Origin of the sequence: Paenibacillus sp. FSL P4-0081 (assembly GCF_000758565.1) — a bacterium.
GTDB lineage: Bacteria > Bacillota > Bacilli > Paenibacillales > Paenibacillaceae > Paenibacillus_AQ > Paenibacillus_AQ phytohabitans.
Map to the genome: position 1 here is coordinate 4,788,273 of NZ_CP009280.1, position 25,416 is coordinate 4,813,688.

The window sequence follows — 25,416 nt, forward strand, 5'->3', positions numbered from 1 at the left end:
AATGAATTCCAATTATGCTTTGCATGAGATGCTGGAGGTTCATGAGATAGCTGCGTTCAAGACCGTTTGCTTGACCAAATCCAAAACTATGCAAGCTCTGGTAACCGACCCGGAGCTCTTACAAATTTTGCAGCAAGATGTGCAATTATCACAGCAGCAGCTTCAGGAGCTCGGTGGAGTTCTGTCTAAAGTGAACCTATAGGAGATGATAGCATGAACCCAATCTTAGAACACATGACAGGGCTTCATACGTTAACCGACGACGTGATCGCAATGGATTTTCTGATGAACGCAAAGAGCGGGGTCAGAAACTACGCTATGGCCGTGACCGAATGTGCCACCCCAGAAATCAAGCAAATTTTGATGAAACAGCTCGACGAAGCCATAGACTCCTATGAAAAAATATCAATCTACATGATAGAGCGGAACCTTTACCATCCTTACCATATTCCAGAGCAAATTCAACTCGATCTGAATAATATTCAGACCGCTATGAACATTCCGTCCTGACACCGTATTCGTCCCCGACAAAACGCGCAAAACCACTATGGTTCAGGCGCGTTTTTTGATTTAAGCCGAAGACATTAGACTCTGTGAATCTCTGTTCTCTCGTCTACCCTTCTCTATTGGTATTCTTATGTTGCCAATCAATTTGTGATTTTAATATACTCAATGTCCCTTATGAGATGGTTTGCAAAATATGAACGATTTCCCCCTCCATATTGGAGTTGTGTATCATCTTCAGGTATTCGGGTTTTAGCAATTGATACTGCTTCATGTGGTGGTAATCCATAATTGCTTGTTTCAAGGTGATATCATACTGAATCGAAAATGATGGCTCGATAAAGCGCCGCAGCACAGCGTCATCTTGAACCATAAACAATACGGCATTCAATCTGTTGAAAATCTGTTGCTCCATTCCGGATTCAAAAAAAGCTTGTAAGTTTTTATTCCGATTGTTCAGGGCAACTGACAGATTTCCGACATCTATAGCCGTGAGTTTCTTGACGGGAGTGTTCTTCATGGCTGAGTTCCAGAAGAACGTTGCTTAGAGGCCTCAACGCGGAATATCGCTTTAAGGGACTGTCCCAAAAGTAGTTTTTCTACGAGTAGAGGCAAATCCTTCTCATTTTCAAAACCGTTCAAAAGAGCAACAATTCTCCCGTCACTGGAGAATTGTTGCTCTTTGTTTTTGGTCATTTGCAGCTTGCTTCAATAGAATGTGCGCAAGCGAAAGCCAACCGACCTCAAGCGTCACTTTTTCCATGCCGCATCGCCAAAAGCGCCGGAAGCCCCGGTTATTCTTCAGTTGTCCAAATACACTTTCCGGTTCCGTCATTCGGCGTACAGCCAGAGCATAGCCTTCCTCGCTTCGCAGGATGTCCCGAGCCTGCTTCTGGTACCGCAGCCTCTCCAGACTGACAACCACTTCCCGATTTCCTGCAGCCTTGGTGCAGCGTTCCTTCAACGGACAGCCTTCGCAGCCTTCGCAGCTTTGGCTTCGGTAATGACGTTTCCGAATTTCATATCCACTCTCTAAGAGTTCCATACTTTCTTTGCGAAAATGCAGCATGCGTCCGGTGGGACAGGTCCACCTGTCTTCGGCTTCGTCGTACGTCCAGTTCTCAATCTTTCCGACATTCTCTTTCCAAGCTTTGCTCTTTTCTTTGTGGTAGCTGCCGTATTTTACGACCGCCTGAATCTCTTCCTTTTCCAGGTAGGCGTAGTTTTCTTCACTGCCGTAGCCTGCATCCGCAATCACCGTTCTGGGAAGTTCCCAGGATCTGCCGCGCCTTTTCCATATGTGGCTGTAAACAACGGGTGTCCGTCGGTCTCGGGTGTAGACTGTAGACTAAAATAAATTGGTTTTCCATTCCGATTTGTATCCGCATGAAAGTCGCATCCGGGTCGGTCTTGCTGAAACTGTTCCGGTCCCCTAGCAGCTTTTGGTAGTGTTCGTACTTTAGTAATCGGGGCAGTAAATCCTTCCGAAGCTTCCGAACGGCTTTTTTCAGGGGTTTATCTTTGGGTTTGTCCAGGAGCTTAGACTCCAGCCCCCGGGTCAGGGTTTCCAGCTTCTCACAATTCATCTCGTAAGATTCACCGAGCTCGGTGAGGTCCTTTCCCTGGAACTCCTGTTCTTCTTGGTGCTCTGCCACTTGCCGTCCACAAAATAATGCCCCAGAGACACATATTTTTTGTCAGCCAGAAACTGAAGCACGGCGGTAAATACCGTTTCGAGGACATTTCTCATCCGCTGGGAACGGAAGCGATTAAGAGTGCGAAAGTCGGGTCGCTGCCGTCCGGCCAGCCACATGAAGGGAATGTTCTCCCGTACCGCTTTGGCGATTTGGCGAGACGAAACTATTCGCTGAGTGTAAGTGAAGATAATGACTTTGGTGAGCATTTTAGGGTGGTAGCTGTCACGGCCGCCACCAGGATAGGCATCGTCAAAGATGGAGTCGTCCAGTCGATTGACGGCTGTGTTAACGAGCGCGATCGAGGTGATGTTCCGGAATGTCTTCTTCCAGATCCATTGGCAAACAAAGTTGGTCCATGGTATATTGAATATACAAAAGAAACCTCTCCTTTGAAATGGTTGGTCGCACTTCCATTTTACCAAAGAAAGGTTTCTTTTTTTATGATTTTTAGAAGGATTGTCGTATATTTCCCGCTTAAACAGCGGAGAGGACGGACTGATTGTGGAAAAGCGGTAGCGGTCGCCTTGGTCTCCGGATTTTCACCGCTAAGGGAAATGAAAAAAATCTGGAGAGCACAGCGATTGGAACAACGGTCCGTTCGCGCAGCGTCCTCACCTAGCGCAACCGTCTATCCGACTCTAAAAACAATGGGCGTCCCAGCCATATCTTGGCTTTTGGGACAGCCCCTTTCATCGGTTATGAGTAGGCCGCATTTATCGCGGCGCCTCTTTCTTCTGCTCTGGTTTTCGTGAACCCTTAAAGGTAGATGAAAGTAAGACCAACAGGCTGCCAAATGCGATCCAGATTAAGACGAATGTCGGATGATTCATACTCAGGCCTTGTCCAAAGAACAACAACTCTCGTAGCCCATCAACCATGAAGCGCATCGGCAGCCATGACAGTATCCAATCACGGTAAAACAGAGATAATAACTCTGGCGCGGAACTAAGGAGTGGAGCACCGAAGAACAGCAACAGCACAAAAATAATCATGCCTTTTAACCCAATCCAGGAGAAAACAGCAGCTATCATGAGGAAAAATGCTAAATAAGCAATTGCCAAGAATAAAGCGGTATCCGTGAAATGAGGAGTGTGTACGCCCCATCTTCCAGCAAACCAAGTGAAGCTAAAGCCAGCTGCCAAAGCAATGATTGCTCCCCAAAGGAATTGGACTATATTCGCCCAAAGCCGATCATTACGATTGACGTAATTTTGTTTATTTTTGACAAGCAAGAAAATTACGTTTCCGATTAGACAGGCCATCCACAAAGGTTGTAACATCAAAACCGGTGAATTCCCGTTTGCACTATGCGTACCGGTTGCATTCACATTGATGATTTCGCTAACGATTGGCGAAGCTAAAGCAGCGGCTTGTTTTGTCGAGAGCATAGCGCCCTTCTGATCAATAGCTTCTAATAGCTCAGCACACAGCTTCTTATTTATAGCATCAACCGCGTGGTTTAGCATTTGCCCTGCCACACTAGATGCCGATGCATTCATACCTTGGTTGATATACATCTGCATCCGGGGTGAAGAAGGGTCCAGCGTCATAAGCGATGCCTGCCTCTCGCTGAAATCCTTGGGAATCACCAATGCAGCGTAATAGTCTTGGTTATCGAGTCCTGACTTCGCTTCCACTTCACTACCAACTTCGATCCATTTGATCGCCGAATTTCCATCCGAATTTGCCAAGATTTCTGACTGAATATCAGACACTATCGTCTCGCCTATATTTACTTTTGGAGCCGTTAAGCCTTGATCCTCATTCACAATGGCAATGGGCAAGTTATGTGGAGCAGGATTGATGCTAGGAATCATAGCCAGACTAAAAATGAAGATGACTGCAATAACGATAATGGGTAATGTAACTATTAGTTTGTTTTTTAATAAGCTCATTTGTTTTCATCTAATCTCAAAATCTACTGTTCGAATTCTTTCGTTTTTCCACAGGCAATATGGCCTCGATTACGTCCCAATGCTCGGCGATTTTCCCGTCCTCAACACGGAACAAATCGTAGAAAGCAGTAGGTTCACCATCAAATAGACCTTCACTCGCCGTAAGCACAAAATCGCCTTGTCCGATAACCTGATGAACCTGAGTATATTGAAACTCAATATTCTTCTCCTTAAGACCCTGCAATGCAGCACCGAGGCCGGAAAGGCCATCTGCAACATGTGGACTATGCTGAATGTATTGATCTCCGGCAAAGTAAGAGGTAAGCAGGTCCGGGTTCTTCCCAAGCAATATATTCTCGACATAGCTTTTGACAACTACTTTGTTCGCATCAGTCTTGTCGATATCCTTAATCATGACCGGTCCGTCAATCATCGTATGATGACTTGGTGTCTTTTCCACCCGATCTTGCAGATTGTCCCAATGTTCAACGATCAGTCCATTCTCAAAACGGAAAATATCAAAGCCAATTTTAGGTCCAAAAAAATCATATTCGGAATGAAGGGCAACATAATCTCCATCGGCTAAAATGCGCTTAATGCTCACCTTTGTACCTATCTCCTTTAAATGATCAAGTGCACCAAGCATGGCTGCACGGCCATTGGATAAGGCAAGGTTGTGCTGAACATATTGATCCGGATGAATGTAATTCGTAATCGCCTTGGGATTACCGCTCTCTAAACTTTCCAGCACTGCTTTAGCCTTTAGAACTAACTCATTTTGATTGTTTAATGTCATTAGAATATCCTCCTTATTATCTCAACAGTTACCTTACTAGGCCTAACAATAAATGGTATTCACCTCTTTCAATCACGAGTTTATAGGCATTAGATAAATAATGAACGTTATGTTGTTTATTTATCCTTCGCTCATTATAATTAAGATGAACTTTACGTTCAATATTCAATATTTTTTGTTTTGAGGGATAACATACAATTCATATCACTTTGTCGCTTAACGACTCTAATTTAATATAGGAGAGCGAAAATAATGAACAAGAAAACCGATCTAAGAATACTGCGCACTAAACAATCGATTCGAATGGCGTTTATTGCGCTTATTCAAGAAAAGGGATATGAAGCAATAACAATCCAGGATATTGCCGATCGGGCTATGATCAATCGAAACACCTTTTATCTCCATTACGAAAATAAACCTGACTTATTAAATACCTATATGGATGAGTTATTGGGCGAATTAAAAAATGCAGTCATTCTTTGTCCAATCAGCATGAATCCTTACAATATTTCTGTACTCGAGACAATCATGCAAACTATACTGGAACACATTTCGCATAACACCTCTTTTTACTACGCCATGCTAATTGAAGAGAATAGAATCTATCCGTTCCGCGCAAAAATGGAGAAAATCATTAAAGATAAACTAAATGAGGGGTGGAATCCGACAGCGGCAAATTTCTCTTTAGTGCTGTCCAAGGATTTGCTGTTCGAATACCTTGTATCGTCTTTCATGGGGATTATCATTTGGTGGGTTAAAAACGATCTGTCTATTCCTGCGGGTGAAGTTGCTTCTCAGTTCAGCAGACTCGTTGCCTATGGACATTTAAAAGCTGCCGGCATCGCCTTCGAGGAATAAAGTAAAGTTGCTCTGCTCGGCGACAATCGATGACCCTTCTTTTAACGACTTTGTACCGGAGAGCCAGTGGTGGACCAATGATACTGAGAGGCCAAATCGCTCAAAGCCTATCTGCGTTTCGGCTGACATGATTAATCAATGCCTGCCGCTAAACCGTTTAATCGCTTCCTCGGTCACCGGCTCGAAGAGGTTTACCAGGTTGCCGTCGGGATCACGGAACAGCATAGAACGGTTTTCCCCACGGCATCGTGGTCGGTTCTTTTACCCAATCATAGACAATTGGCTTCAAGCGTGCGTATTCGGCTTCGACATCGTCGACGCGGAACTCGATGATGACAGTGTGATTGCTCGCTGCCACTACGGAACCCGCGCCGAATAGCTGCGCCGTTTGGGAGTGGCCGATTGCCAGGGTACATGCCGGCATAACGAGTTCGGCAAAAACAGGCGCGGGGTGCACCGCCGAAACACACAGGACTTTTTCATAGAACTCGGCGAGACGATTCACATCGTCGGTAATGATGCGTACAGAAGCAAAATTCACAAAATACCCTCCTTCCTATACTCCTTTATGTTTACATACCCGATAATAAAACAACGCTACTGACAGCCTTATGTCAGTAGCGTTCTAAAATTTTTCGGGCTTCCTCACGAATCTTATTCCGGAATGATTCAGGCTCCAATACGATTACACCCGCTGCTCCTCCAGCCACAAGACCGCCGTCACTCCGCGCGGATAATATTTGCTGCCGGTAATCTCGCCGGAGATAATCTGGTCGCTCCAGCTCCAGATCGAGAGCTGCGGATGCGTAAGCCAGGTTACATGTGCCGAATCGGCTGCATGGCCTTTGTCCTCCCACTCCAGACCAAGAATTTGTCTGGCGATGAACTGGCACAGATAAATCTTGCTCAGCCAGCTGTTATTGCTGGTGGAGGAGATTTTCCAGCCGCCGTCTTCGAACAGGCACACCCCTTCAACTAGCACGGCCTGCAGATGCGTGTCTAGCGCCGCGATGTATTCGCCGAACCGCCCCCCGCGCTCCAAAGCTTCCTTGCAGCCGGTGAAGTAAGGGAACACGAGGCCTTCAATCGCCGGAATAATCTTCGAGTCATTGCCTTCTCCGATTACCGCCGGGATATAGCCGCCCTCGGTAACACTGCCCACAATGGTTGCTGCGCAGAGCTCTGCCTGTCTGCCGGCAGTCTGTGACAGCTCCGTATTGCCGTTATCGCGGAAGATCTTCTCCATCGCCAAATACGCTGCCCAGCATTTACCCGCAAGGTAAATATTGTTGCGCGCCTGGCCCAGTGACACATCCAGACTGTCGTACGTAGTAATCTCCGCGCCGCCCATTGTCCGCGAGCTGTCGAGGGCCATCACACCGTTTCGTTTCGCCGGGTCCGGATGATCCCGGTTCAGCATACTCTGCAGGCAGCTCTCCAGTACTGTAAGGTTGCGTTCCATCCAGCTGAGGTCACCTGTATGCTCCAGATATACCGCCGCAGTAAGAATCCAGTTCACCAGCTGCTCATGGGTCATATGCGAGAAGCAACCGTCGATGCCGTACAGCTCATATGAGGAATACCCTGGACGCGAGACGGCATTGGCTACCCCCATATCATGGGTGAAGCTGAGCCCGCCCGGATATTCGGCCACGTCTCCCGGGAAACGGACAGTATCCACATAGCTGTACCGGTCCACGAACATATCCAGCTCATTGCGTACGGTCCACGGATTCATCTTCAGCTCATAGAATAGCTGATCCACCGTAAGATCGAATGTGTTCATCATCCGGTATTCGCCTTCGTTCACGACCCAGAACGGCTGGGCTTTGTACTCCAGCAGCTCGGTTGAGCCATAATAACTGCGGATGGCATGTGCCAGCATAAATGTCTGGTCTTCGCTGAGCCCTGTTCCTTCCAGCATGGAGTTAGCCTGCACTGCCTGCTGCTTCAGCTGATCGAAATGGGACAGCGCATATTCCGCTACCGCCTCTACATTACTGTAATAGCGGTTATAGTAATAACCGGCATCCATTCCCGAGGTTACATAGCCGGACCGGTGGAAGCAGACTGCGAACCGGTAGACCTTGCGCTCTCCTGCGGGCACATCCATAACCAGAGCTCCAACCTGGCCCAGTCCGAAGGTCCAGTTCTCCTCCAGCTCCGTTGTCAGAATATCCTCCATGGTGAAATGCATAGCGGACTTGACACTCCCCTGTTCCGCTGCTATCGCCAGGAACCGCCCCTGGCCGACACCGGTCAGCTCTGCCTGGCTGCCCTCAAAGCGTCTCAAAGCGTTATACGGATCATTCCCCTGGAAGCCGAAGAAGGCCCGGCGGACAGAATCGCCCGAAGTATTGTCAACCTCCAGCTCTACCAATACCGCAGGCAGCAGCACTTCCTTGAGCTCCGCATCTGCAGCTGTTTCCGGGTCCGGAACCGGCCGGACCGGGGAGAGAATACGGAAGGTCAGATCCCCGGCCTGCCAGCTGTCCGTAGCCAGCCGGAAATCGCGGGTGATCTCTTCGTCCGCGTAATGATAAAGAATCTGCGGTTTATCCGGGTTCGGATCAGGGTTCTCGATGTCATAGCGCTTACTCTCATCGTCACTGCCCTGCTCATGGAAAGGCAAGGTATCGAAGCCGCGGCCATCCTTGCGTTCCAGGCCAATATATATATTCTGTCTCGGCGGCTTACCCGCTTCCAGGTCAAAACCGCCGGACGCTCCCTTAAACCCCAGAGTGAAGCTGGAAAATGAACCAATCGGTGAATGATGGGCATTAAAAAACTGATTTGTCGGCATATCGTAAATGCACTCCCTCCAGGCTGTGGCCCGGCAGTACCGGGCTCATAGCTCTATGTTAGCGCCGGCCCGGCTTATGCAACAGGCGTAAAGCCGCCAATTATTTGGACAAATCAATCGGACGCGGCGGCCTATGCTATAATAGAGCCAACTTTTAGTGAAAAAGAGGTTGAGTATGAACGTATTAGATCCCGGCACACAGCATTCCATGGACGGCCGGATGTCCCCGGATATACAGGCTGCCTTTCATATATTCGCTGCCCACTGGCGCAAGGTGAACAGGGAGTGGCAATATCCGGCCCACACCCATCCGATGTTCGAGATCAATATCGTCCTGCAGGGTTCGCAGCAAATGAACGTAGGCGGGCAGTCTTACATCCAGCACAGCGGCGACATTCTGTTCATCCGCCCAAGTGTCCTGCATTCCAGCCTGGGTACGGTTTCAGAGGATGAAATGACCTATTATTGCCTGCATTTCGACATTGATGATCTGGTTCTGCGCCGTTCCCTGATGACGATGGACACCGTCAGCCTAAGCGGCGACACTCCGGAGCTGCAGGCGATCCGTTCTTCGCTCGATGCAATTATCAGCTCGACGATCCTCCCTGATGCCAGCGATGCCCAGCGGGGCCGGCTGGTGACGCTCAATGCTTCGCTGCAGCTGTTCACCGCACTCAGCAGCTGGGTGCTGGCTGCATTGCCCTCCCCTGCCCGGAGCACACTGCCCGGTGTTACGGAGAAAACCGTTGCCCTGGCGAATGCCATCGAAGGACTGCTGCAGGAATCCGTATTCACCGCTGCGGCAACCGGCAGCCGGGCCGGAAGCATTGAAGACATCGCCGCAAGGCTTGGCTACAGCCCGAATCACTGCAACCGCGCCTTCCGGCAAATCTACGGATTGCCGCCGAGGCAGTATCTCTCTGACCTGATTATCCGCCATGCCAAGCTGCTGCTGCTGGATAACAGCCTGTCAGTGGAGAGTATCGCCTACCGGCTCGGCTACCGTGATGTCTCCCATTTCAGCAAGCAGTTCAAGCGCTGGACCGGCCTGCCCCCCATGGGCTACCGCCAGCTTACGGAGGAACCGGGGAAGACAGACGGCAAAGCGTTATCCGCTAATACGCAGGGAGGCACAGAATGAAGATATACCATTTCAACCAGGACACCGGCAAGCCAATCTCAGCCTTCAGCTCCGACTTCATTTTATCCCGGATTATCCAGACGGATGGAAAAACGCATATCGGCTGCGTATATTTGGGCCCGCAGGGAGTGATCGGTTATCATCAGGCGGCATGTCCGCAGCTGCTGCTGGTTATGAGCGGGGAAGGATATGTCCGGGGCGAGGAAGAGGAATTCACGGCTGTCCAGGCAGGCCAGGCTGTCTTCTGGGCGCAGGATGAATGGCATGAGACACGGACGGATTCGGGATTGACTGCGATTATTATTGAAGGTGATTCGCTGAATCCTGCCACCTATATGACACCGGTATGAACACAATTTCACATTAAAGATGATTCAAGGCTGAACTCATCAACTGCGTATGTCGTCACCATGAACTTGACGGGTCTGCATTAGTCTCCAACTGGCGGTGATAAGGACTGAGATTCCGTTAATCTCAGTCTGCTTCAGATGCAAGGTCACCGAGAAGGCGCATGGAGGGCGCATGAAGCACGAACCAGCGAATTAGCAACCAGCGCATCACCAATCACCGAATCAGTGACTCACGAATCACCGGGGGCGGACTCCCCCAGATATAATCCCTATACACAAAAACTCCGCAAACCATTAACAATGGCCCACGGAGTTTCTTTATTTTACCCCAGGAGAACACACACCTCTTACCCTTTGGTGGCCCCTGACGCAATTCCCTTAACGAAATACTTCTGCAGGAAGATAAACACGATTAGCACAGGCACCACCGACATGGCGGTTCCGGCAAAAATCATATCCCAGCGCGAGGAGAATTCCCCGATATACCGGTAGATTTCTACTACCATCGTCTTGGCCTGGCCGGAAGGCAGCACCAGCATCGGCATCAGGAAGTCATTCCAGATCCCCAGACCGTTCAGCACCACCATACTTGCCGTAACCGGTCCGAGCAGCGGGAAGACGATTCTCCAGAAAATCCCGTAGCGGGAGCACCCGTCAATCTCTGCCGCTTCTTCAATCTCCCGTGGAATACCCTTGACGAAGCTGGTATAGAGCAGGCATCCGAAGCCTACGGCACCGGCGACATAAATCATGATAGGTCCCGCCAGACTGCCGTACAGGCCGAGTATTCTGAGCTCTTTGAACAGCGGAATCATATACGCCTGGAACGGAATCATCATGCCGGCCAGGAAATAGATGAAGACCAGCCGCGTCCAGCGGGCATTTCTGCGTTCAATCGCGTAACCTGCCATCGGAATAATCAGCACCTGGGCGACAATCGCCACTACGGTCAGAATAAGACTGTTAAGGATCGCACGCGGAAACTCGGTCTCCGTAAGCAGATATTTGAAGCTGTCTAAATACAGTGTCTTCGGAAAAGCAACCGCATCGCGCATAATCTCGGCGTTGCTTTTGAACGCGGACATCAGATTAAAGAAAATCGGGAAGAAAAAGATAACCGCTACCAGGAGCGTTATGACAAACAGGACAATTTCAGTGATTCTCCGCTTAGTCTGCATCGTCATCTTAGAGCTGCACCTCCCGTTTCTGTAGGAATTTAACCTGAATGACCGTAATGATCAGAATAATCAGGAACAGGACCATAGCCAGCGCCGTGCCGAACCCTTGTCTCAGCTCCCCGAAGCCTACTTTGTAGATAATATAAGTTAATGTCTCTGTCTCAAAGCCCGGGCCGCCGTCGGTCATTACGGCAATCTGGTCAAATATCTTCAGTGCGCTGATCATGGAAAGCACCATGCACACAGTCATCGAACCCGCAAGCAGAGGGAACGTAATATGCCGGAACTGCTGCCAGCCTCCTGCGCCGTCAATGCTGGCCGCTTCATTAAGCTCCTGCGGAATGCCCTGCAGTCCGGCCAGATAGATGATCATATAATAGCCCGCGCCTTTCCAGACCGTTGACAGGATAATCGACAGCATAGCGTATTTCGGATTGCCCAGCCAGTCGACGATATAGTCGCCCAAACCGACGGAGGTCAGGATCTGATTAAACACGCCGAAGTTGTAATTCAGAATCATTGCCCAGACAAAGCCCATGACGATCCCGCTGAGCAGGGTCGGGAAATAGAAGATGCTTCTGAATAAATTGCGGAACCAGCGTACCTTGTCGACCATTAAGGCCATGGCGATTGCAGCAATGTTCTCAAGCAGTACTAGCGTAATTGTCATAACCAAAGTGTTCTTCAAGGCGTTCTGCACCCGCGGACTCTGGAAGATCTCGACGAAATTGGCGAATCCGATATACCGGATATCGCTGCTGATCCCGTCCCACGATGTGAAGCTTAGGTAGACGCTGCCTGCTGTAGGGACTATGACAAACAGTGTGTATAAAAGGAATGACGGCAGGATGAACAACAGCGCGTAGGACTGCCATTTTTTCTTTTTCTTGCCCGGCTTCTCTGCGGCTATGAAAGACTTGTCTGTATTAACGATGGATGTAGCCATGGTTCCTCTCCCCTCCCTGGGACGCGCTTGTCTAGATAAGAGGAACCTCTGCCGGAGCAGAGGTTCCCTTCCGGCGCTTTTATTTACAGCGAATTGGCTTTGACCTGATTGTCATATTCGGTATCGGCCTTCTTCATATATTCAGTTACGTCGGCATCGTTCACCACCATATCCTGGAGCAGCTTATAGTACCAGTTGCGGAATTGCGGAGGAATCAGGTTATCGCCCCACCAGTTATTGATGGCCAGTGACTTGGTGACACTCGTGTCGGCAATAAGATCCAGTGCAACCTGCATTTGCTCACTTGTCTCATAGGTAACTTTCTCTTTGGTGGAAGGAATGGCATTGATCGAAGCCAGGTAGACCGAGTATTGCTCCGGTGCAAAGAAGAAGCGGATAAAGTCTTTGATCGCTGCCGTTTTGTCGGCATCCTTGGCCGCATCAACGGATAACGACCAGCCGGCCGGTGACGGCAGACCGATGACATTCACTTTACCTTGGCGGTCCGGGATCGCGTAGAAGCCGAATTCGAAGCCTGGATCAGCTTCAGCAATCTGGGTAAACATCCAGGTGCCGGAATACAGCTGTGCAGCTTTGCCGGATACAAGGATCGACGCGGTCTGATTATCTGCGGTGCTCAGCCAGCCTTTGTCCACATAGTTCTTGAACAGCTCTTTGAAATCAGTCATGCCCTGGACTACATCAGGATCTGCGAAGCTGACGGTCTTGGCCGTACGTTTGGAGTTCCAGTCCGGGTCTTTGCTGTAGACATCGTCGATCAAGAATTTATTGACCCAGAAGCCCATATGGAAAATATCCTTGCCGCCTACTACCAGCGGGGAGATACCTGTAGCTTTCAATTTTTCCTGGATGGCAATGAACTCGTCATAGGTTTGGGGAAGCTCGGTGATCCCGGCGTCAGCGTAAGCTTTTTTGCTGTAAATGATCCCTTGCGGTGCATTGACCTGCATGGGAGCGTTCCATACTTTGCCGTCCACCTGCGGTGGCGATTCGAACAGCTCCAGCAGATCGGCTGGAAGCTCGACAATTTTGCCCGCATCCGCGAATACCTGGGTGTCACGCATTTCCACCAGATCCGGGAATTCTCCAACCGCATCCTTCGTCTTCAGCCAATCCAGATAAGCAGCCGATGAGGTTTCACTTAGGTCTTTGATGGTGACGTTAGGATTCGCTTCCATGAATTTCTTAACGGTATCAGCAATGGCTTTCTTGGTCGCCGGGTCACCCGACGCATAACCGATGGTGAAGCTGACATCCTTCTTCGCAGCATCAGTAGCTGCAGTATTTCCTGCCGGAGCCCCGGTTGCCGCTGCGTTGCCGCCACTGGCATTGTTATTGTTATTTCCGCCGCATGCGGTAAGTACAGTGGTTGCTGCGAGCAGCATGACGGATAATTTCGTAATGGTGTTCTTCATATCTTTAGTAACCTCCCCTTGGGTATACAGCCCGGAAACTGCCGGCCCGATGTGCGCATCATCGTCCGTAAGCGTTTCCTTATGCTCCAAGAATAGCATTCAGCCTTCACGGTTAGAATGAACTAATTTAAGAGGGATGTGCGGTAAATTTAAGAAGATTCTCCTGAGCAGAAAAAAACGAAGGTCCAGGAGACCTCCGTTCTTGCACGGGCTATAGTGTAATGTCACTGCCAGTATTCCTGTACCTGCCTGTCGTATTCAGTATCGGCCCGTTTCATATATTCTAGTACATCCCCGTCCTTAACAACCATTTCCTGCAGCAGCTTGTAGAACCAGTTACGGAACTGCGGAGGAATCAGGTTATCTCCCCACCAATTGTTGATCATCAGGGATTTGGTAACGGCCGGATCGGCCATCAGATCAAGCACCACCTGCATCTGTTCACCGGCCTCCCGCCTGAATTCCTGCCTGGTCGAAGGAACCGAATCGATCCGGCTCAGAAATGCGGCATAAGGCTCCGGTGAGAAAAAGAACCGGATGAAGTCTTCGATCGCCTGCTTTTTGAGCGGCTCCTGCGCCGCCTGGGCAGACAGCGACCAGCCGGAGGGCGACTGCAGGCCGACCACATTCAGCTTCCCTCTACGGTCCGGCACAGCATAGAAGCCGAATTCGAAGCCGGGGTCGGCTTCCTGGATTTGTGAGAACATCCAGGAGCCGGAGAACAGCTGGGCTGCCTTGCCGGATACCAGAATAGACGCCGTCTGGTTATCCCCTGTGCTTAGCCAGCCTTTATCGACATCGCTTCTGAACAGCTGTTTGAAATCAGTCATGGCCTGGACTACATTGTCATCGGTGAAGCTAACCTCACCGGCCGTCCGCTTCGCGTTCCAGCCGGGATCAGCGGCATATACATCATCAATCAGAAATTTATTAACCCAGAAGCCCATATGAAAAATATCCTTGCCGCCTACAACGAGCGGAGTGATCCCGCTTGCCCGCAGTCTGTTCTGGATCTCCAGAAATTCTTCGTAGGTTGCCGGAAGCGTCTTAATGCCTGCCTCGGCATACGCTTTCTTACTATAAATAATACCCTGCGGGGCAGCGACAAACAGCGGGGCATTCCATACCTTGCCGCCGATCCGCGGCGGCTGATCGAACAATTCCGCCAGCTCATCGGGGAGCGGAACAATCTTCTCCGCATCGGCGAAGGCCTCGGTATCCCTCATCTCTACCAGATCGGGAAACTCGCCCACGGCATCCTTAACCTTCAGCCAATCCATATAGGCAGAGGAGCTTGTCTCACTGACATCCTGGACGACTATGTCCGGATTCGCCTGCATGAAGGCCTTAATGGTATCCTCGATAGCCTGCTTCGTCGCCGGATCACCGGAGGCATAACCTATAGTAAAGCTTATTTTACCTCCCCCGGAGGCTGTATCCGGGCGGCTCCCCTGATCAGCCGCATGATTCCCTCCGATTCCGCCTGATCCGGTTTTGCCTCCACAGCCGGACAGGATCAGCGCGGCCGCAAGCGGCACTATTGTTATTTTCATACATGATATCCTCGGCATTTGCACCACCTGTGTCCTCCTCATTCAGTGATAACCGGGAACGTCAGCGTAATGGAGGTCCCGACATGCTCTCTGCTGTTCACAGACAGGCCATACGCCTCCCCGAAGCTGGAGCGGATGCGCTCATGCACATTTTTCATGCCGACATTCTTGCTTGGAGCCTCCGGGTCTTTCAGAATCTTATTAATGCGGGACAGAGTCTCCCTGCTCATCCCCACGCCATCATCATATATCGTAATCGCCAGCACCTGCTCTCTCCGTTCGACCGTAATGCCGACGGTTCCTTTTCCCTGCAGGCGCAGTCCATGCTGAACCGCATTCTCCACCATCGGCTGCAGAGACAGCTTCAGGATAGGCCAGTCCAGATTAACATCCGGGGCAATATCCAGATGCAGCTCGAAGCGGTTCTCATACCGTACAGAAATAATATAGAAGTAATTCTGCAGATGGGCGAGCTCGCTGGCAAGGCTTACGCGGTCTTCCCCGTAATCGATGACATACTTCAGCTCATTGGATAACGCCAGAATCATATCCGCCACCTCGCCCGCTTCCTTATCCACGGCGTTCATCCGGATCACCTCAAGGGTGTTGTACAGGTAATGGGGCCGGATCTGGCTCTTCAGTGCATTCAGCTCGGTCTGCTTCTGCTTGATCTGGGCCACATAGGCCTCATCAATGTAGACCTGCAGCCGTTCCACCATCCGGTTGAACCCGTGGGCCAGCCTGCCCATCTCATCATTGCTGTTCACGGAGAGCTGGATATCCAGCTTGCCCGACTCCACCACGGCCATCTGCCGGATCAGCTCCCGGATGGGAGCCGCGAGACGTCTGGAGAACCAGGCCCCCATTACAATCATTACAAAAGCACACATGCCAATGGCGATATACACCGTTGCCCGCGCCGACAGCAGCTGTTCGAACAGGTTGCCGCGGTGGATTTTGGCGATGACCTGGCCATTCAAAAAAGGGATGGACTCACTGAGTACAATCATCTCATTGTTAGTTTGATCAGCAGCTCTAGCCCCTGCCGCACCGGCAGGCTGGTTGCTGAAATACGTCCGCCCCTCCCCGTCAAGCAGGTACAGCTCATCCTTCTCCCCGAGACTCAGCTCACGGAAGAACTGCTGGAATAACGAGGTATCGATATCCAGAAAAAGCGTTCCGACTACTTTGGGCTCTTTGGTCACCCGTCCGGAGGTATCAATCAGGCTGCGCCCGATCGTGAACACCTGGCGGTCTGAGCCATAGAAGTAACTGTCCTGATGGGTCGGGAAAATAGCCACCTTCGCAGGGTCACCTGCCATGGCGGACAGCCACTCCGCATTCGGAACCGTCTCCATGTTCAGCGACCGGTTGCCACGCTCCTGAACATACAACTTACCATCAGACTGGCGGATAAACTGGACACTGGAAATATAAGAATCACTGAACAGAACGGTCTTCAGGAAGGATTCTATCGGAATGGTGTTGATCTGCTCCAGCTCATTCACATTCTGTGTCTGATTCTGCGAATAGCTCTCAATGAACCCTTCATAACGCCCTGTATACATTAATTTGGATACTTCATTATACTGATTGAACGCTGAATTCAGATTATAGCTCATATAGAGTACCATTTGCTGCAGATTGCTGGTGGTATACCGCTCCACATAACCCGAGAAGGTCTGTACGGAGAAGAAACTCAGCGCAAAGAGCGGAATCAGCCCGACCAGCAGGAAGGATGCAGAAAATTTAACAAAAATACTCTTCGGTCCCCGTCCCCAGAACGGCACGGGCCATCGTCTTTTCACTCTATGATCTCCCTCCAATCCGCTTAGTTCCTGACCGATTGCTTGTATTCCTGCGGCAGCTTGCCGAATTGCTTCTTGAACATGTCGCTGAAATGCCGCGCATTGTTGTAGCCGACCCGGTCGGCAATCTCGTAGACCATCAGGTCACTCTGCAGCAGCAGCCGCTGGGCATGACCCATCCGCACTTCGGTAACATAATTCTTGAAGTTCTGGCCGGTATGCTTCTTGAAGAAGCTGCTGAAATAATAGGGATTCATATACACCATGGCGGCTATGGACTCCAGCGTAATATTCTCGGCATAATGCTCCTCCACATAGGTTTTCACCTGCGCGAGCTGCGGCATTTCCTTGCCGGAGATCCGGCAACTCAGCTGCTCGGACATTTTGGACAGGACCGCTTCAAATTCCTGCTGCAGTGCGCCGAAGGTCGGGGCATCCGCCAGCTTTTCAAGCAGCGGCTTCTCTCCCTGATTCAACAGCCCCGCATCCGCGCCGAAATCAGCCATATCTTGTTCAAGCTGGATCACGGCATTATACACATAGGACACCGCCTGGTTCCGGCTATCTCCAGAGAGCAGACGCACGGTCTCCAGCAGCTCGCCGGTTAACGCCGTTAGCCGCTCCTTGTCGAGTGATTTGAGCGCTTCCGGCAGGCTGCTCTGGATGGCAGCAAGTGTAGATACAGGTATAGCAGTCTCCATTGGTTCGGCGGGATAGGGAATCACCCGGTTCAATCCGGCAAAATATCTGAATCTTAGCGCTTTCAACGCTGACTGGTAGGAATCCGCCGCCTCTTCAATACCGCTGGCCGGGCGGCCGATGCCTATTGAGACCTGCAGCTTCAGAAAGCTGTTGATTTTGTGATGCAGATCCTCCATTACTTGCTGCGGTTCATTCAGATGCTCATGCTGAAGCAGCACCCCGAAACGCTCTCCTTTGCGGAACACATACCCGTTGCCCCTGCCGTCCACCGTCTCCTTGATGATGTTCAACAAGGCGAATTCCACCAGCTTGCGTTCCCGTTCCTCCCAGCGAGAAGGCTGGCCGCCGTATTCATCCGTCTCGATGACACATACGCTGGCATAGCGGGTAATCGCCGTGTTGCCCATCCGGGCAAGCGTAGCTGCCGCAGCCTTATTGCCGTCGGTCAGCTGCTCCAGCTGCTCCTCAACCGTAACAGACAGGTTCTTCCGCTCATAGGATTTGAGCATTTCCTTGTTGCGCTCTTCTTCGGATTCCTGGCGGATCACCGTTACTGCGCGGATCACTACCTGCTCCAGCTGTCCCGTATTCACCGGCTTGACCAGATAATCCAGCGCCCCGTATTGTACCGCTTGCTGGGCATAACTAAATTCCTGATAGGCGCTGATAAAGACCACTTTGATCGGACGACCGGAATGATGAATTTCACGGATAATATCGATACCCGAATAACCCGGCATACTGATATCACTGATAATGAGATCGGGATGACAGCTGTCGATCATCGCCTTCAGCTCTATCCCGTCACATGCTTCCCCTACTATATTAAGCCCGAGGCTCTCCCAGGCTATGAGCTTCTTCAGCCCGCGCAGAATAACCGGCTCGTCATCCGCAAGCAGCACCCGTATGGTTCTGTTCATTGCTGCACCTCCGCATGGTTGTCATTGATATATTATTACAGGATTGCGGCTGTTTCAGTCTATAGTCGTTATTGAAGAGATTCATCCAATTATACTGTATCACGATAACCCCGGCGGCCGGGTGAAGCTTTTTAAGAGGAAAGCGCAGTTTTTTAAGAATATTGCCGCTTGGGTCTACGGCATTCAGGCTGAGAGAGAACAAATAAAAGAAAACAGCAGCAGTCATACAAGAGGGGAACCTCCATAGGCGGCCGGGCAGCAGGAGAGCAGTATGACTGTCAGCGGCAAAAGCGGGAGTACTGTGCGGAGAGTAACGGCTTATCTGATCAAGCACTGCGGCAAGCATTTCGCCGGGGAACAGCTTGCTTCACAGCTGAATATGAATTGCAGCTACCTGTCGGCCGCGTTCAAGCAGGCCACCGGACAGACGATTATTGAGACCCATACCAAGCTCCGGATGAACAAGGCTATCGAGCTGATGCGGACGAGCTTGTACAATGTATCTGAGATCAGTGAAACGCTTGGCTACCCCAACCCTTACTACTTCAGCCGCGTGTTCAAAAAAGTGCTCGGTGAATCCCCCTCCTCCTATATGAAGCATCTGTACCGCACCTGAGCATGGGCGAAGCTGGGAACACCGGCCGGACTCATGGTACAATACCAGAAATGACCTGCTATGCAGGGCAGGTGAACATGAGACTCTTATATAATCCTTGAAAAGTTGGTGACCTGCTTGATCTACCTCATTAAATTCGCATACAGCTTTGTTCTGCCTCCGGGAATTTTTGTGATCCTGCTGCTGGGGATGGTGGTCTGGCTGTGGAAAAGCAGCCGCCGGCCGGCGGTCGTACTGCTCGCAGTGAGCCTGCTGCTCTATCTGTCGATGACCTCTGTGGTCAGTGACCTGCTGATCGGCAGTCTGGAACGGCAATATACGCAGCCTTTTGCAGTAGAAGGTGATGTTATTGTTATCCTCGGCGGAGGCGCTACCTCCGGCACTCCGGATCTGGACGGGCAGGGCAATATGTCCGGTCCGGCGGCGAACCGGCTGCTGGCTGCCGCCCGGCTGTACCGGCAGACCGGACTGCCGGTTATTTTCTCCGGCGGCCAGGTGTATGCGGACAGCGGCAATGAAGCCGATATCGCCCGGCGGCAGCTGATCGGACTCGGCATCCCGGCAGAAGACATCCTGCCGGAGAACCGCTCGCTTAACACCGAGCAGAATGCGGTCAACACCGCTGCACTTATGCAGGAACACGGGTTTAGCCGTCCGGTGCTGGTCACCTCAGCCTTCCACATGCCGCGCAGCATGGTGCAATTTGAGCACGCGGGACTAACGCCGCAGCCCTTCCCGGTGGATTACCTGGCCAGCCGGCCCATGTCACTCTATTTCAACAAATTCACTCCCTCCGCCGGGGCCGTCTCCACCACCGGACTGGCGCTGAAGGAGTATCTGGGGCTTGTGGCAGCGAAGCTGTTGCCTTAACTGCTCAAGCTGCAAACCGGGCATGACGGGGAACTCCCACGGACTCAGTCCGCATACTTCTGAACGACCGCATCCATTCACCTCGTTGATCCTTACTTTGCGGATGGGCTGCCGGGTAGTATCTGTGGTATCTGCACTATATTACATACATCCTTAGTGAAAGCGAGGAATGCCTGTGACTCAGCACGAAGAAATATTGACCGGCGGAAATGTGAATCACATTGTCCGTAAGGCGGACACCGTCCGCCGTCCCACAGGGGATTGGAGTCCCAATGTCCATGCACTGCTGCGGCATCTGGAGAAGCAGAACTTCGGGGGAGCGCCACGTTTTCTCGGAATCGATGACGCCGGGCGTGAAATACTGAGCTATATTCCAGGAGAAGTCCCAGGCAATGCTTACCCTGAACTTAAGCCATATATGTGGTCTGGTGAGACACTTGCAGATGTAGCACGCCTGTTACGTCATTACCATGATGCGACTGAAGGATTCAACCCGCAACCAGAGGGAAGCTGGCAGCTCAGCTATGCCGATACCAGTGCGCATGAAGTGATCTGCCATAATGACGCTGCCCTGTACAATGTGGTTTTTCAGAATGATGCTCCAGTGGCATTGATTGATTTCGACATGGCCGGACCCGGTCCGCGGATGTGGGATATTGCCTATTCCATCTACACATCAGTTCCGCTGGCCAGCTTCGCACCTGACTACTCGTCAGGGTCCACTGCAGCATACCAAACCCATTTACATGCATCAGACCGGCGCCAGCGGATACAGTTATTTTTTGAGGCTTATGGGATTCCCGTCCCTAAGGATCTGCATACGTGGATCATTGAGCGTTTGACTGTCATGTGCGACACGCTCAAGAATGGGGCCGCGAGCGGCAATCCTGCTTTTATGAAAATGGTTGATGAGGGGCATCTGGCACACTATGAGCGTGAAATCCAGTTTATAACCGGTCACTACGCAGAATGGAGTTAGCCGAAACCGCCAAAAAAGCCGGAATCCCTAGACCTCCAGGAATTCCGGCTTCTTGTTCTACTGCTATTCTTTAATCAGATCCGTAAATACAGCTGACACCACATCTGCCAGCAGCTTAGGCTCAAGCTCCATCTGCATGCCGACGCGGCCTGCACTGACGGCGATGGTCTGCAACCCCTCCGCGCTGCTGTGTATGAACGTAGGATACAGCTTCTTCATGCCAACAGGCGAACATCCGCCGCGCACATAACCTGTCCACTTCAGCAGCTCCTTAAGCGGGAGCATCTCGATCTTCTTCGCTCCGGCGGCTTTGGCCGCTTTCTTGAGATCAAGCTCTTCAGCCACCGGAATAACAAATACATAGGGCTGCGGCCCGCTGTGTGATACCAGTGTCTTAAACACAGTCTCCGCCGGGAGGCCAATCTTCTCAGCAACAGCACTCCCGTGAATCTGGCCATCCTCATTATCATAAGTATGAAGGGTGTATCCGGCCTTTTTTGCATCTAGCATACGCATGGCATTGGTTTTGTTCACTTGCATGTCCCTGCTACCTCCAACCACTCTCCGGCGCGCCGGAGCTTTCTTCAGTCCTGCTATACTCTACCCTGAAAGACTTGCCTCCAGCGGCTAATCCCGCGGGTAATTCACCTGCATAATATCCATGAACGGAACCTTGATAATTTCTTCGTTATATCGCAGATGTACCTTGCCGGTACGCGAATCCATCTCCACAATCACTCCGCGAACCTGTTCTTCCTTCCCCCAGACCGTCAGCAGAATCTCGGAATCCTCCTGTTTCGCCTCGACCAGCTGATTGCCCAGCTCTTCCAGCACGAATTCGTCGCGGGTTGGACGTTTTGCTACTTTTGCCTTCGCCACACTATGCCTCCAGTAAGCCATTACAAATTTATGATACTTCCGGGTGTAAATGCTCCCATATATTATAACACGACCTTTACCCCGGGTTTACAAAATAATACCGTTCTCTGCAGCCAATTTTCGCTATCCCCCGGATACTGCCCTTTATTCTTTATTCAAAAGCGCTGCCCCCGCGATCCCGGGATGGGTCATTTCATACGGATCGAGGATCAGATTCAGCTCTTCCTCGCTGAGTACATTATATTTCAGGCATAAAGCGCGCACGGATTCGCCGGTCAGAATCGCTTCTCTGGCAATACGCGACACCACTTCATAGCCCAGATGCGGGTTCACCGCAGTAATGATGCCGACGCTCTGCTCGACTTCCCGCTGCAGCTTCTCCTTATTGGCCACGATTCCCGCCAGGCAGTAGTCCGTGAACACCTTGAAGGAATTGTTCATAATGCTGATCGACTGGATCAGATTGAATACCAGCACTGGCTCCATAACGTTCAGCTCGAGTTGGCCTGCCTGGGCGGCGAGACAGATCGTATGATCATTGCCGATGACCTGAAAAGCGACCTGATTGATCACCTCGGCCATCACCGGATTCACCTTGCCGGGCATGATCGAAGATCCGGGCTGGCGGGCCGGAAGCGTAATTTCATTAAAGCCGGAACGCGGACCGGAGGCCATCAGCCGCAGGTCATTGGCGATTTTGGACATGTTCATCATGCAGACCTTCAGCGCTGCCGAAACCTCGGTGTAGGCATCGGTATTCTGCGTAGCATCCACCAGATGCTCAGCACTCACCAGCGGCAATCCGCTGATCTCGGCCAGGAGTTCTACCACCCGCGCGATATAACGCGGCTCCGCATTCAGTCCGGTGCCGACCGCCGTCGCCCCCATGTTCACCTGATAGAGATGATGCCGCGTATGCTCGATCCGCTGAATATCACGCTCCAGCACCCGGCTGTACGCCTCGAATTCCTGACCCAGACGGATCGGCACCGCATCCTGAAGATGGGTCCGTCCCATTTTGATAACCGGATCAAATTCTGCCGCTTTCAGCACAAATACGCCATGCATGCTCCGCATAGTCACCAGCAGCTGCTCCAGCAGAGAGAGCGTGGCAATATGAATCGCCGTCGGAAAAGCATCGTTCGTGGACTGTGCCATATTCACATGCGTGTTGGGACTAAGCTGCAGATAATCGCCTTTGGCCCGGCCCAGCAGCTCCAGCGCGCGGTTCGCAATTACTTCATTCGCATTCATATTCAGCGAGGTGCCGGCCCCGCCTTGAATCGGGTCTACGATGAACTGGTCATGCCACTTCCCGGCAATCACCTCATCAGCTGCCGCTACTATAACTTCCCCCAGTCCCTTGTAGAGTCTGCCGATTTCCATATTGGCCAGTGCCGCAGATTTCTTGACGATGCCCATGGCTTTAATCAGCTCCTGATGCACCCGGTACCCGGTTATCGGGAAATTCTCTACTGCACGCAGCGTCTGTATCCCGTAGTAGGCGTGTTTCTCCACCTGTTTGCTTCCTAAGAAATCCTTCTCCAGCCGGTACTCTATCTCTGTCATAATGCTCCCCCCATGTCCTGTAGTCGATGATCGGCTTTCACAATAGTTATCTTATTCTTTCCTTTGATCTACTAAGATATTACCATTCTTAACATATCATGCTCCAGCCCATCTTGATAGCGAAGCTGGCTGCAGACAGCGCAAAAGAACCCGGCAGACGCTTCAGCATCCCCGGGTCCTCTATAGGTTCATTAATTATTTACAAGCTTAGACAGAATAACTGTCAAAAGAAACCGGTTTGCCGTTAATCTCTGCTTTTACCTCTGTCAGTCCATTGTCTGTGCTTAGCTGCAGATGCGCTTTGCTGATCAGAGAGCTATATTCCGCGGACAGAATTTCTCCCGCTCCAAACTTAGGTGCCCGCTGTGCGGCGGCTGCGGCAAACTCATCAAGCCCGCTTATTCCCAGCTCCGCAGCCTGGCTGACGCTTAGCGCTTCAACAACGACTCCGCCCGGCATCCCTGCGGAGATCACCTCGAGATAATCCGGGCGTTCCAGCAGCTCATAGCCATGCGATAAGTAGACGGCAAAATACACATTGCCTGCATAACCGAACAGTGCCGAAGGCTGCTTGATCCATTCCCCTTTCGGAAGCACTCCTACTATTGCAGTGGACTCCCCCTCGGGAACCGGGAACAGGGATATGACGGTGTTCTTATGATACAGGACTTCCATATAAGGGCTTTGGTGACGCGGATCGCCCGCGTTATACCCCTGGCCCGGATGGAAGAAGTACAGCCGGTTCACGCCTTCGGCTGCACCCACAGGGAGCGAATACGCCCAGCGCAGCTGCTCATTGTCGAACTCCTCTACCCGCTCCCACATGCCGCCTGCCGCATAATCCTCTGTGATGTAGGCATAGGAATGGAGCGGCGGCTGGCGGTCCGGATCTCCGGCAACCACCTTCTCGGTTTGCTTCTTGACCTCTACCGCTGCCTCGCGGTTCAGTGCATTCGAACGCACCTGCTCCGGCGCTTCATAGAACAGGAAACCGGCATATTCGGTGCGAGGCATCTCCGCCGGCAGCTTGAAGTCTCCGAACTGCACATAGTCTTGCAGCACATTACCGTCAGCCGGCACATCATGCGGCCAGCCTCTGGAATGGGCACCTGCCCAGGCGCCCTGCAGATACCACTGGCTCCGCTCGTTCCAGAGATAATCCAGCATCTCGCCAAGGGTATGCTTAATGCCGCTGTCTGTCTCCAGCTCCCAGGCACAGGTGAACGCCTGCACCCAGTGCCAGAACCACGGGAGGCTGCCGTACTCCGGCATCCCTTTCTCCCGGATATGCGCCAGTGTGATGTCCAGACTGCGCAGTCCGTCTTCCAGCAGCTCATCATCCTCGAAGAAGTTGCCGAAGATCAGCTTGGCTGCCGTATATTTCGCTTCATGGTGGCCGAACGTCGTTACCGGCTTACGGAAAAATCCGCTGCGGTACACATGACCGATGGCCGTGTGGAAGGCAATACGCAGCCCCGCGCTAAACTGGGTCGAATATTGCTTGCAGAACCAGACCATCAGGCTGCCCATGATCTCCACCGGCAGCTCATGCGGCGGCGCTTCTCTGGGCTGCGGATTCAAGCCCAGCGGCCAGTGGCCATAGAGTTCTGTACCGGGCTGGCGGTTCTGCAGCAGGACCGTTTCCAGCATGACAGCTTCCGCCTTCCGTTTCGCTTCCTCCTTATCGAAAGGCAGCTCCAGCGTATCATCTACCGCAGCGGCAAATAAATAGGAAGCATAATAGAAGTTATTCCGCACATCATCATGGAACCAGAGGCCGCTCGCAAGCAGCGGACGCCGCTCCGCCTCCAGTGCGATTGAACTGATAATTTCCTGCCGGCGTATTTTATAAGAAGTCTGATCCTGAAGCCTGTCTGCCATTTCCCTCACCCTCCAATATATATTTTCTGTATCAC

21 protein-coding genes and 3 pseudogenes are annotated in these 25,416 nt (G+C 51.5%); 8 read left to right on the forward strand and 16 right to left on the reverse strand.

What is annotated here, in order from left to right; translation table 11 throughout:
• The first annotated feature begins 1 nt into the window (after position 1).
• Both P40081_RS20320 and P40081_RS20325 read left to right on the forward strand, forming a co-directional pair.
• Positions 2–202, forward strand: coding sequence for a hypothetical protein (locus P40081_RS20320; protein WP_042138015.1), 201 nt, complete (start codon positions 2–4; stop codon positions 200–202).
• Between the two features lie 11 nt (positions 203–213).
• A complete protein-coding gene (locus P40081_RS20325; protein WP_042138017.1) occupies positions 214–510 on the forward strand; it encodes a spore coat protein in 297 nt (98 codons plus the stop codon).
• Positions 511–679: 169 nt separating this feature from the next.
• Here P40081_RS20325 and P40081_RS20330 read toward each other — a convergent pair.
• The 4 genes and pseudogenes from P40081_RS20330 to P40081_RS20355 form a co-directional block, all read right to left on the reverse strand.
• Positions 680–976 (reverse strand): annotated as a pseudogene (locus P40081_RS20330) (TetR/AcrR family transcriptional regulator); the annotation flags it as partial.
• Positions 977–1,165: 189 nt separating this feature from the next.
• Positions 1,166–2,576 (reverse strand): annotated as a pseudogene (locus P40081_RS40090) (IS1182 family transposase).
• Positions 2,577–2,914: 338 nt separating this feature from the next.
• Complete coding sequence (locus P40081_RS20350) at positions 2,915–4,096, reverse strand: YhgE/Pip domain-containing protein (protein WP_042138021.1); 1,182 nt, start codon at positions 4,094–4,096, stop codon at positions 2,915–2,917.
• A gap of 16 nt (positions 4,097–4,112) precedes the next feature.
• A complete protein-coding gene (locus P40081_RS20355; RefSeq protein WP_042138023.1) occupies positions 4,113–4,892 on the reverse strand; it encodes a nuclear transport factor 2 family protein in 780 nt (259 codons plus the stop codon).
• Between the two features lie 252 nt (positions 4,893–5,144).
• Between P40081_RS20355 and P40081_RS20360 the strand changes: the two genes are divergently transcribed.
• On the forward strand, positions 5,145–5,750 hold the full coding sequence (locus tag P40081_RS20360; RefSeq protein ID WP_042138025.1) for a TetR/AcrR family transcriptional regulator: 606 nt from the start codon (positions 5,145–5,147) through the stop codon (positions 5,748–5,750).
• Between the two features lie 135 nt (positions 5,751–5,885).
• Here P40081_RS20360 and P40081_RS20365 read toward each other — a convergent pair.
• Together P40081_RS20365 and P40081_RS20370 are read right to left on the reverse strand one after the other, a co-directional pair.
• Positions 5,886–6,291, reverse strand: a pseudogene (locus P40081_RS20365) (VOC family protein).
• Positions 6,292–6,435: 144 nt separating this feature from the next.
• Positions 6,436–8,553 carry a glycoside hydrolase family 52 protein gene (locus P40081_RS20370; RefSeq protein ID WP_042138027.1) on the reverse strand — a complete coding sequence of 706 codons (2,118 nt, stop codon included), beginning with the start codon at positions 8,551–8,553 and terminating at the stop codon, positions 6,436–6,438.
• A gap of 175 nt (positions 8,554–8,728) precedes the next feature.
• On the opposite strand from P40081_RS20370, the gene P40081_RS20375 reads away from it, so the two are divergent.
• Both P40081_RS20375 and P40081_RS20380 read left to right on the forward strand, forming a co-directional pair.
• Positions 8,729–9,694: an AraC family transcriptional regulator gene (locus P40081_RS20375; RefSeq protein WP_042138029.1), complete on the forward strand. Its 966-nt coding sequence runs from the start codon at positions 8,729–8,731 to the stop codon at positions 9,692–9,694.
• Positions 9,691–10,044: a cupin domain-containing protein gene (locus P40081_RS20380; protein ID WP_042138030.1), complete on the forward strand. Its 354-nt coding sequence runs from the start codon at positions 9,691–9,693 to the stop codon at positions 10,042–10,044. The genes P40081_RS20375 and P40081_RS20380 overlap by 4 nt, the downstream gene beginning before the upstream one ends.
• 347 nt (positions 10,045–10,391) lie before the next feature.
• Here P40081_RS20380 and P40081_RS20385 read toward each other — a convergent pair whose 3' ends face one another.
• From P40081_RS20385 to P40081_RS20410, 6 genes are all read right to left on the reverse strand, one after another.
• Entirely contained in the window at positions 10,392–11,222 is an 831-nt protein-coding gene (locus tag P40081_RS20385; RefSeq protein ID WP_042141275.1) for a carbohydrate ABC transporter permease, read from the reverse strand.
• A 7-nt stretch (positions 11,223–11,229) separates the two neighbouring features.
• Complete coding sequence (locus P40081_RS20390) at positions 11,230–12,168, reverse strand: carbohydrate ABC transporter permease (protein ID WP_039294669.1); 939 nt, start codon at positions 12,166–12,168, stop codon at positions 11,230–11,232.
• A gap of 83 nt (positions 12,169–12,251) precedes the next feature.
• A complete protein-coding gene (locus P40081_RS20395) occupies positions 12,252–13,604 on the reverse strand; it encodes an ABC transporter substrate-binding protein (protein WP_042141276.1) in 1,353 nt (450 codons plus the stop codon).
• 224 nt (positions 13,605–13,828) lie between these two features.
• The gene (locus tag P40081_RS20400) at positions 13,829–15,157 is read right to left on the reverse strand and encodes an ABC transporter substrate-binding protein (protein WP_231575155.1); all 1,329 of its coding nucleotides are present in this window, start codon (positions 15,155–15,157) and stop codon (positions 13,829–13,831) included.
• Between the two features lie 38 nt (positions 15,158–15,195).
• Positions 15,196–16,965 carry a cache domain-containing sensor histidine kinase gene (locus P40081_RS20405; RefSeq protein WP_231575156.1) on the reverse strand — a complete coding sequence of 590 codons (1,770 nt, stop codon included), beginning with the start codon at positions 16,963–16,965 and terminating at the stop codon, positions 15,196–15,198.
• 23 nt (positions 16,966–16,988) lie between these two features.
• Positions 16,989–18,587 (reverse strand): response regulator, encoded by a 1,599-nt coding sequence (locus P40081_RS20410; protein WP_042138034.1) that lies wholly within the window; start codon positions 18,585–18,587, stop codon positions 16,989–16,991.
• 271 nt (positions 18,588–18,858) lie between these two features.
• Here P40081_RS20410 and P40081_RS20420 point away from each other — a divergent pair, with 271 nt between their 5' ends.
• The 3 genes from P40081_RS20420 to P40081_RS20430 all read left to right on the forward strand — a co-directional run bounded on the left by P40081_RS20420 (position 18,859) and on the right by P40081_RS20430 (position 21,052).
• Positions 18,859–19,203 carry a helix-turn-helix domain-containing protein gene (locus P40081_RS20420; protein WP_052421917.1) on the forward strand — a complete coding sequence of 115 codons (345 nt, stop codon included), beginning with the start codon at positions 18,859–18,861 and terminating at the stop codon, positions 19,201–19,203.
• A gap of 117 nt (positions 19,204–19,320) precedes the next feature.
• Positions 19,321–20,073 carry a YdcF family protein gene (locus P40081_RS20425; RefSeq protein WP_042138038.1) on the forward strand — a complete coding sequence of 251 codons (753 nt, stop codon included), beginning with the start codon at positions 19,321–19,323 and terminating at the stop codon, positions 20,071–20,073.
• A 169-nt stretch (positions 20,074–20,242) separates the two neighbouring features.
• Entirely contained in the window at positions 20,243–21,052 is an 810-nt protein-coding gene (locus P40081_RS20430) for an aminoglycoside phosphotransferase family protein (RefSeq protein WP_042138039.1), read from the forward strand.
• Positions 21,053–21,115: 63 nt separating this feature from the next.
• On the opposite strand, the gene ybaK is transcribed toward P40081_RS20430, so the two are convergent.
• The 4 genes from ybaK to P40081_RS20450 all read right to left on the reverse strand — a co-directional run bounded on the left by ybaK (position 21,116) and on the right by P40081_RS20450 (position 25,381).
• The gene (ybaK, locus tag P40081_RS20435; RefSeq protein WP_039294679.1) at positions 21,116–21,592 is read right to left on the reverse strand and encodes a Cys-tRNA(Pro) deacylase; all 477 of its coding nucleotides are present in this window, start codon (positions 21,590–21,592) and stop codon (positions 21,116–21,118) included.
• An 87-nt stretch (positions 21,593–21,679) separates the two neighbouring features.
• Positions 21,680–21,931: a YolD-like family protein gene (locus P40081_RS20440; RefSeq protein ID WP_039294685.1), complete on the reverse strand. Its 252-nt coding sequence runs from the start codon at positions 21,929–21,931 to the stop codon at positions 21,680–21,682.
• Positions 21,932–22,075: 144 nt separating this feature from the next.
• Positions 22,076–23,500, reverse strand: a complete 1,425-nt coding sequence (gene aspA, locus P40081_RS20445) for an aspartate ammonia-lyase (RefSeq protein ID WP_042138041.1) — start codon at positions 23,498–23,500, stop codon at positions 22,076–22,078.
• A 207-nt stretch (positions 23,501–23,707) separates the two neighbouring features.
• Entirely contained in the window at positions 23,708–25,381 is a 1,674-nt protein-coding gene (locus tag P40081_RS20450; RefSeq protein ID WP_042138043.1) for a hypothetical protein, read from the reverse strand.
• Positions 25,382–25,416 lie beyond the last annotated feature (35 nt).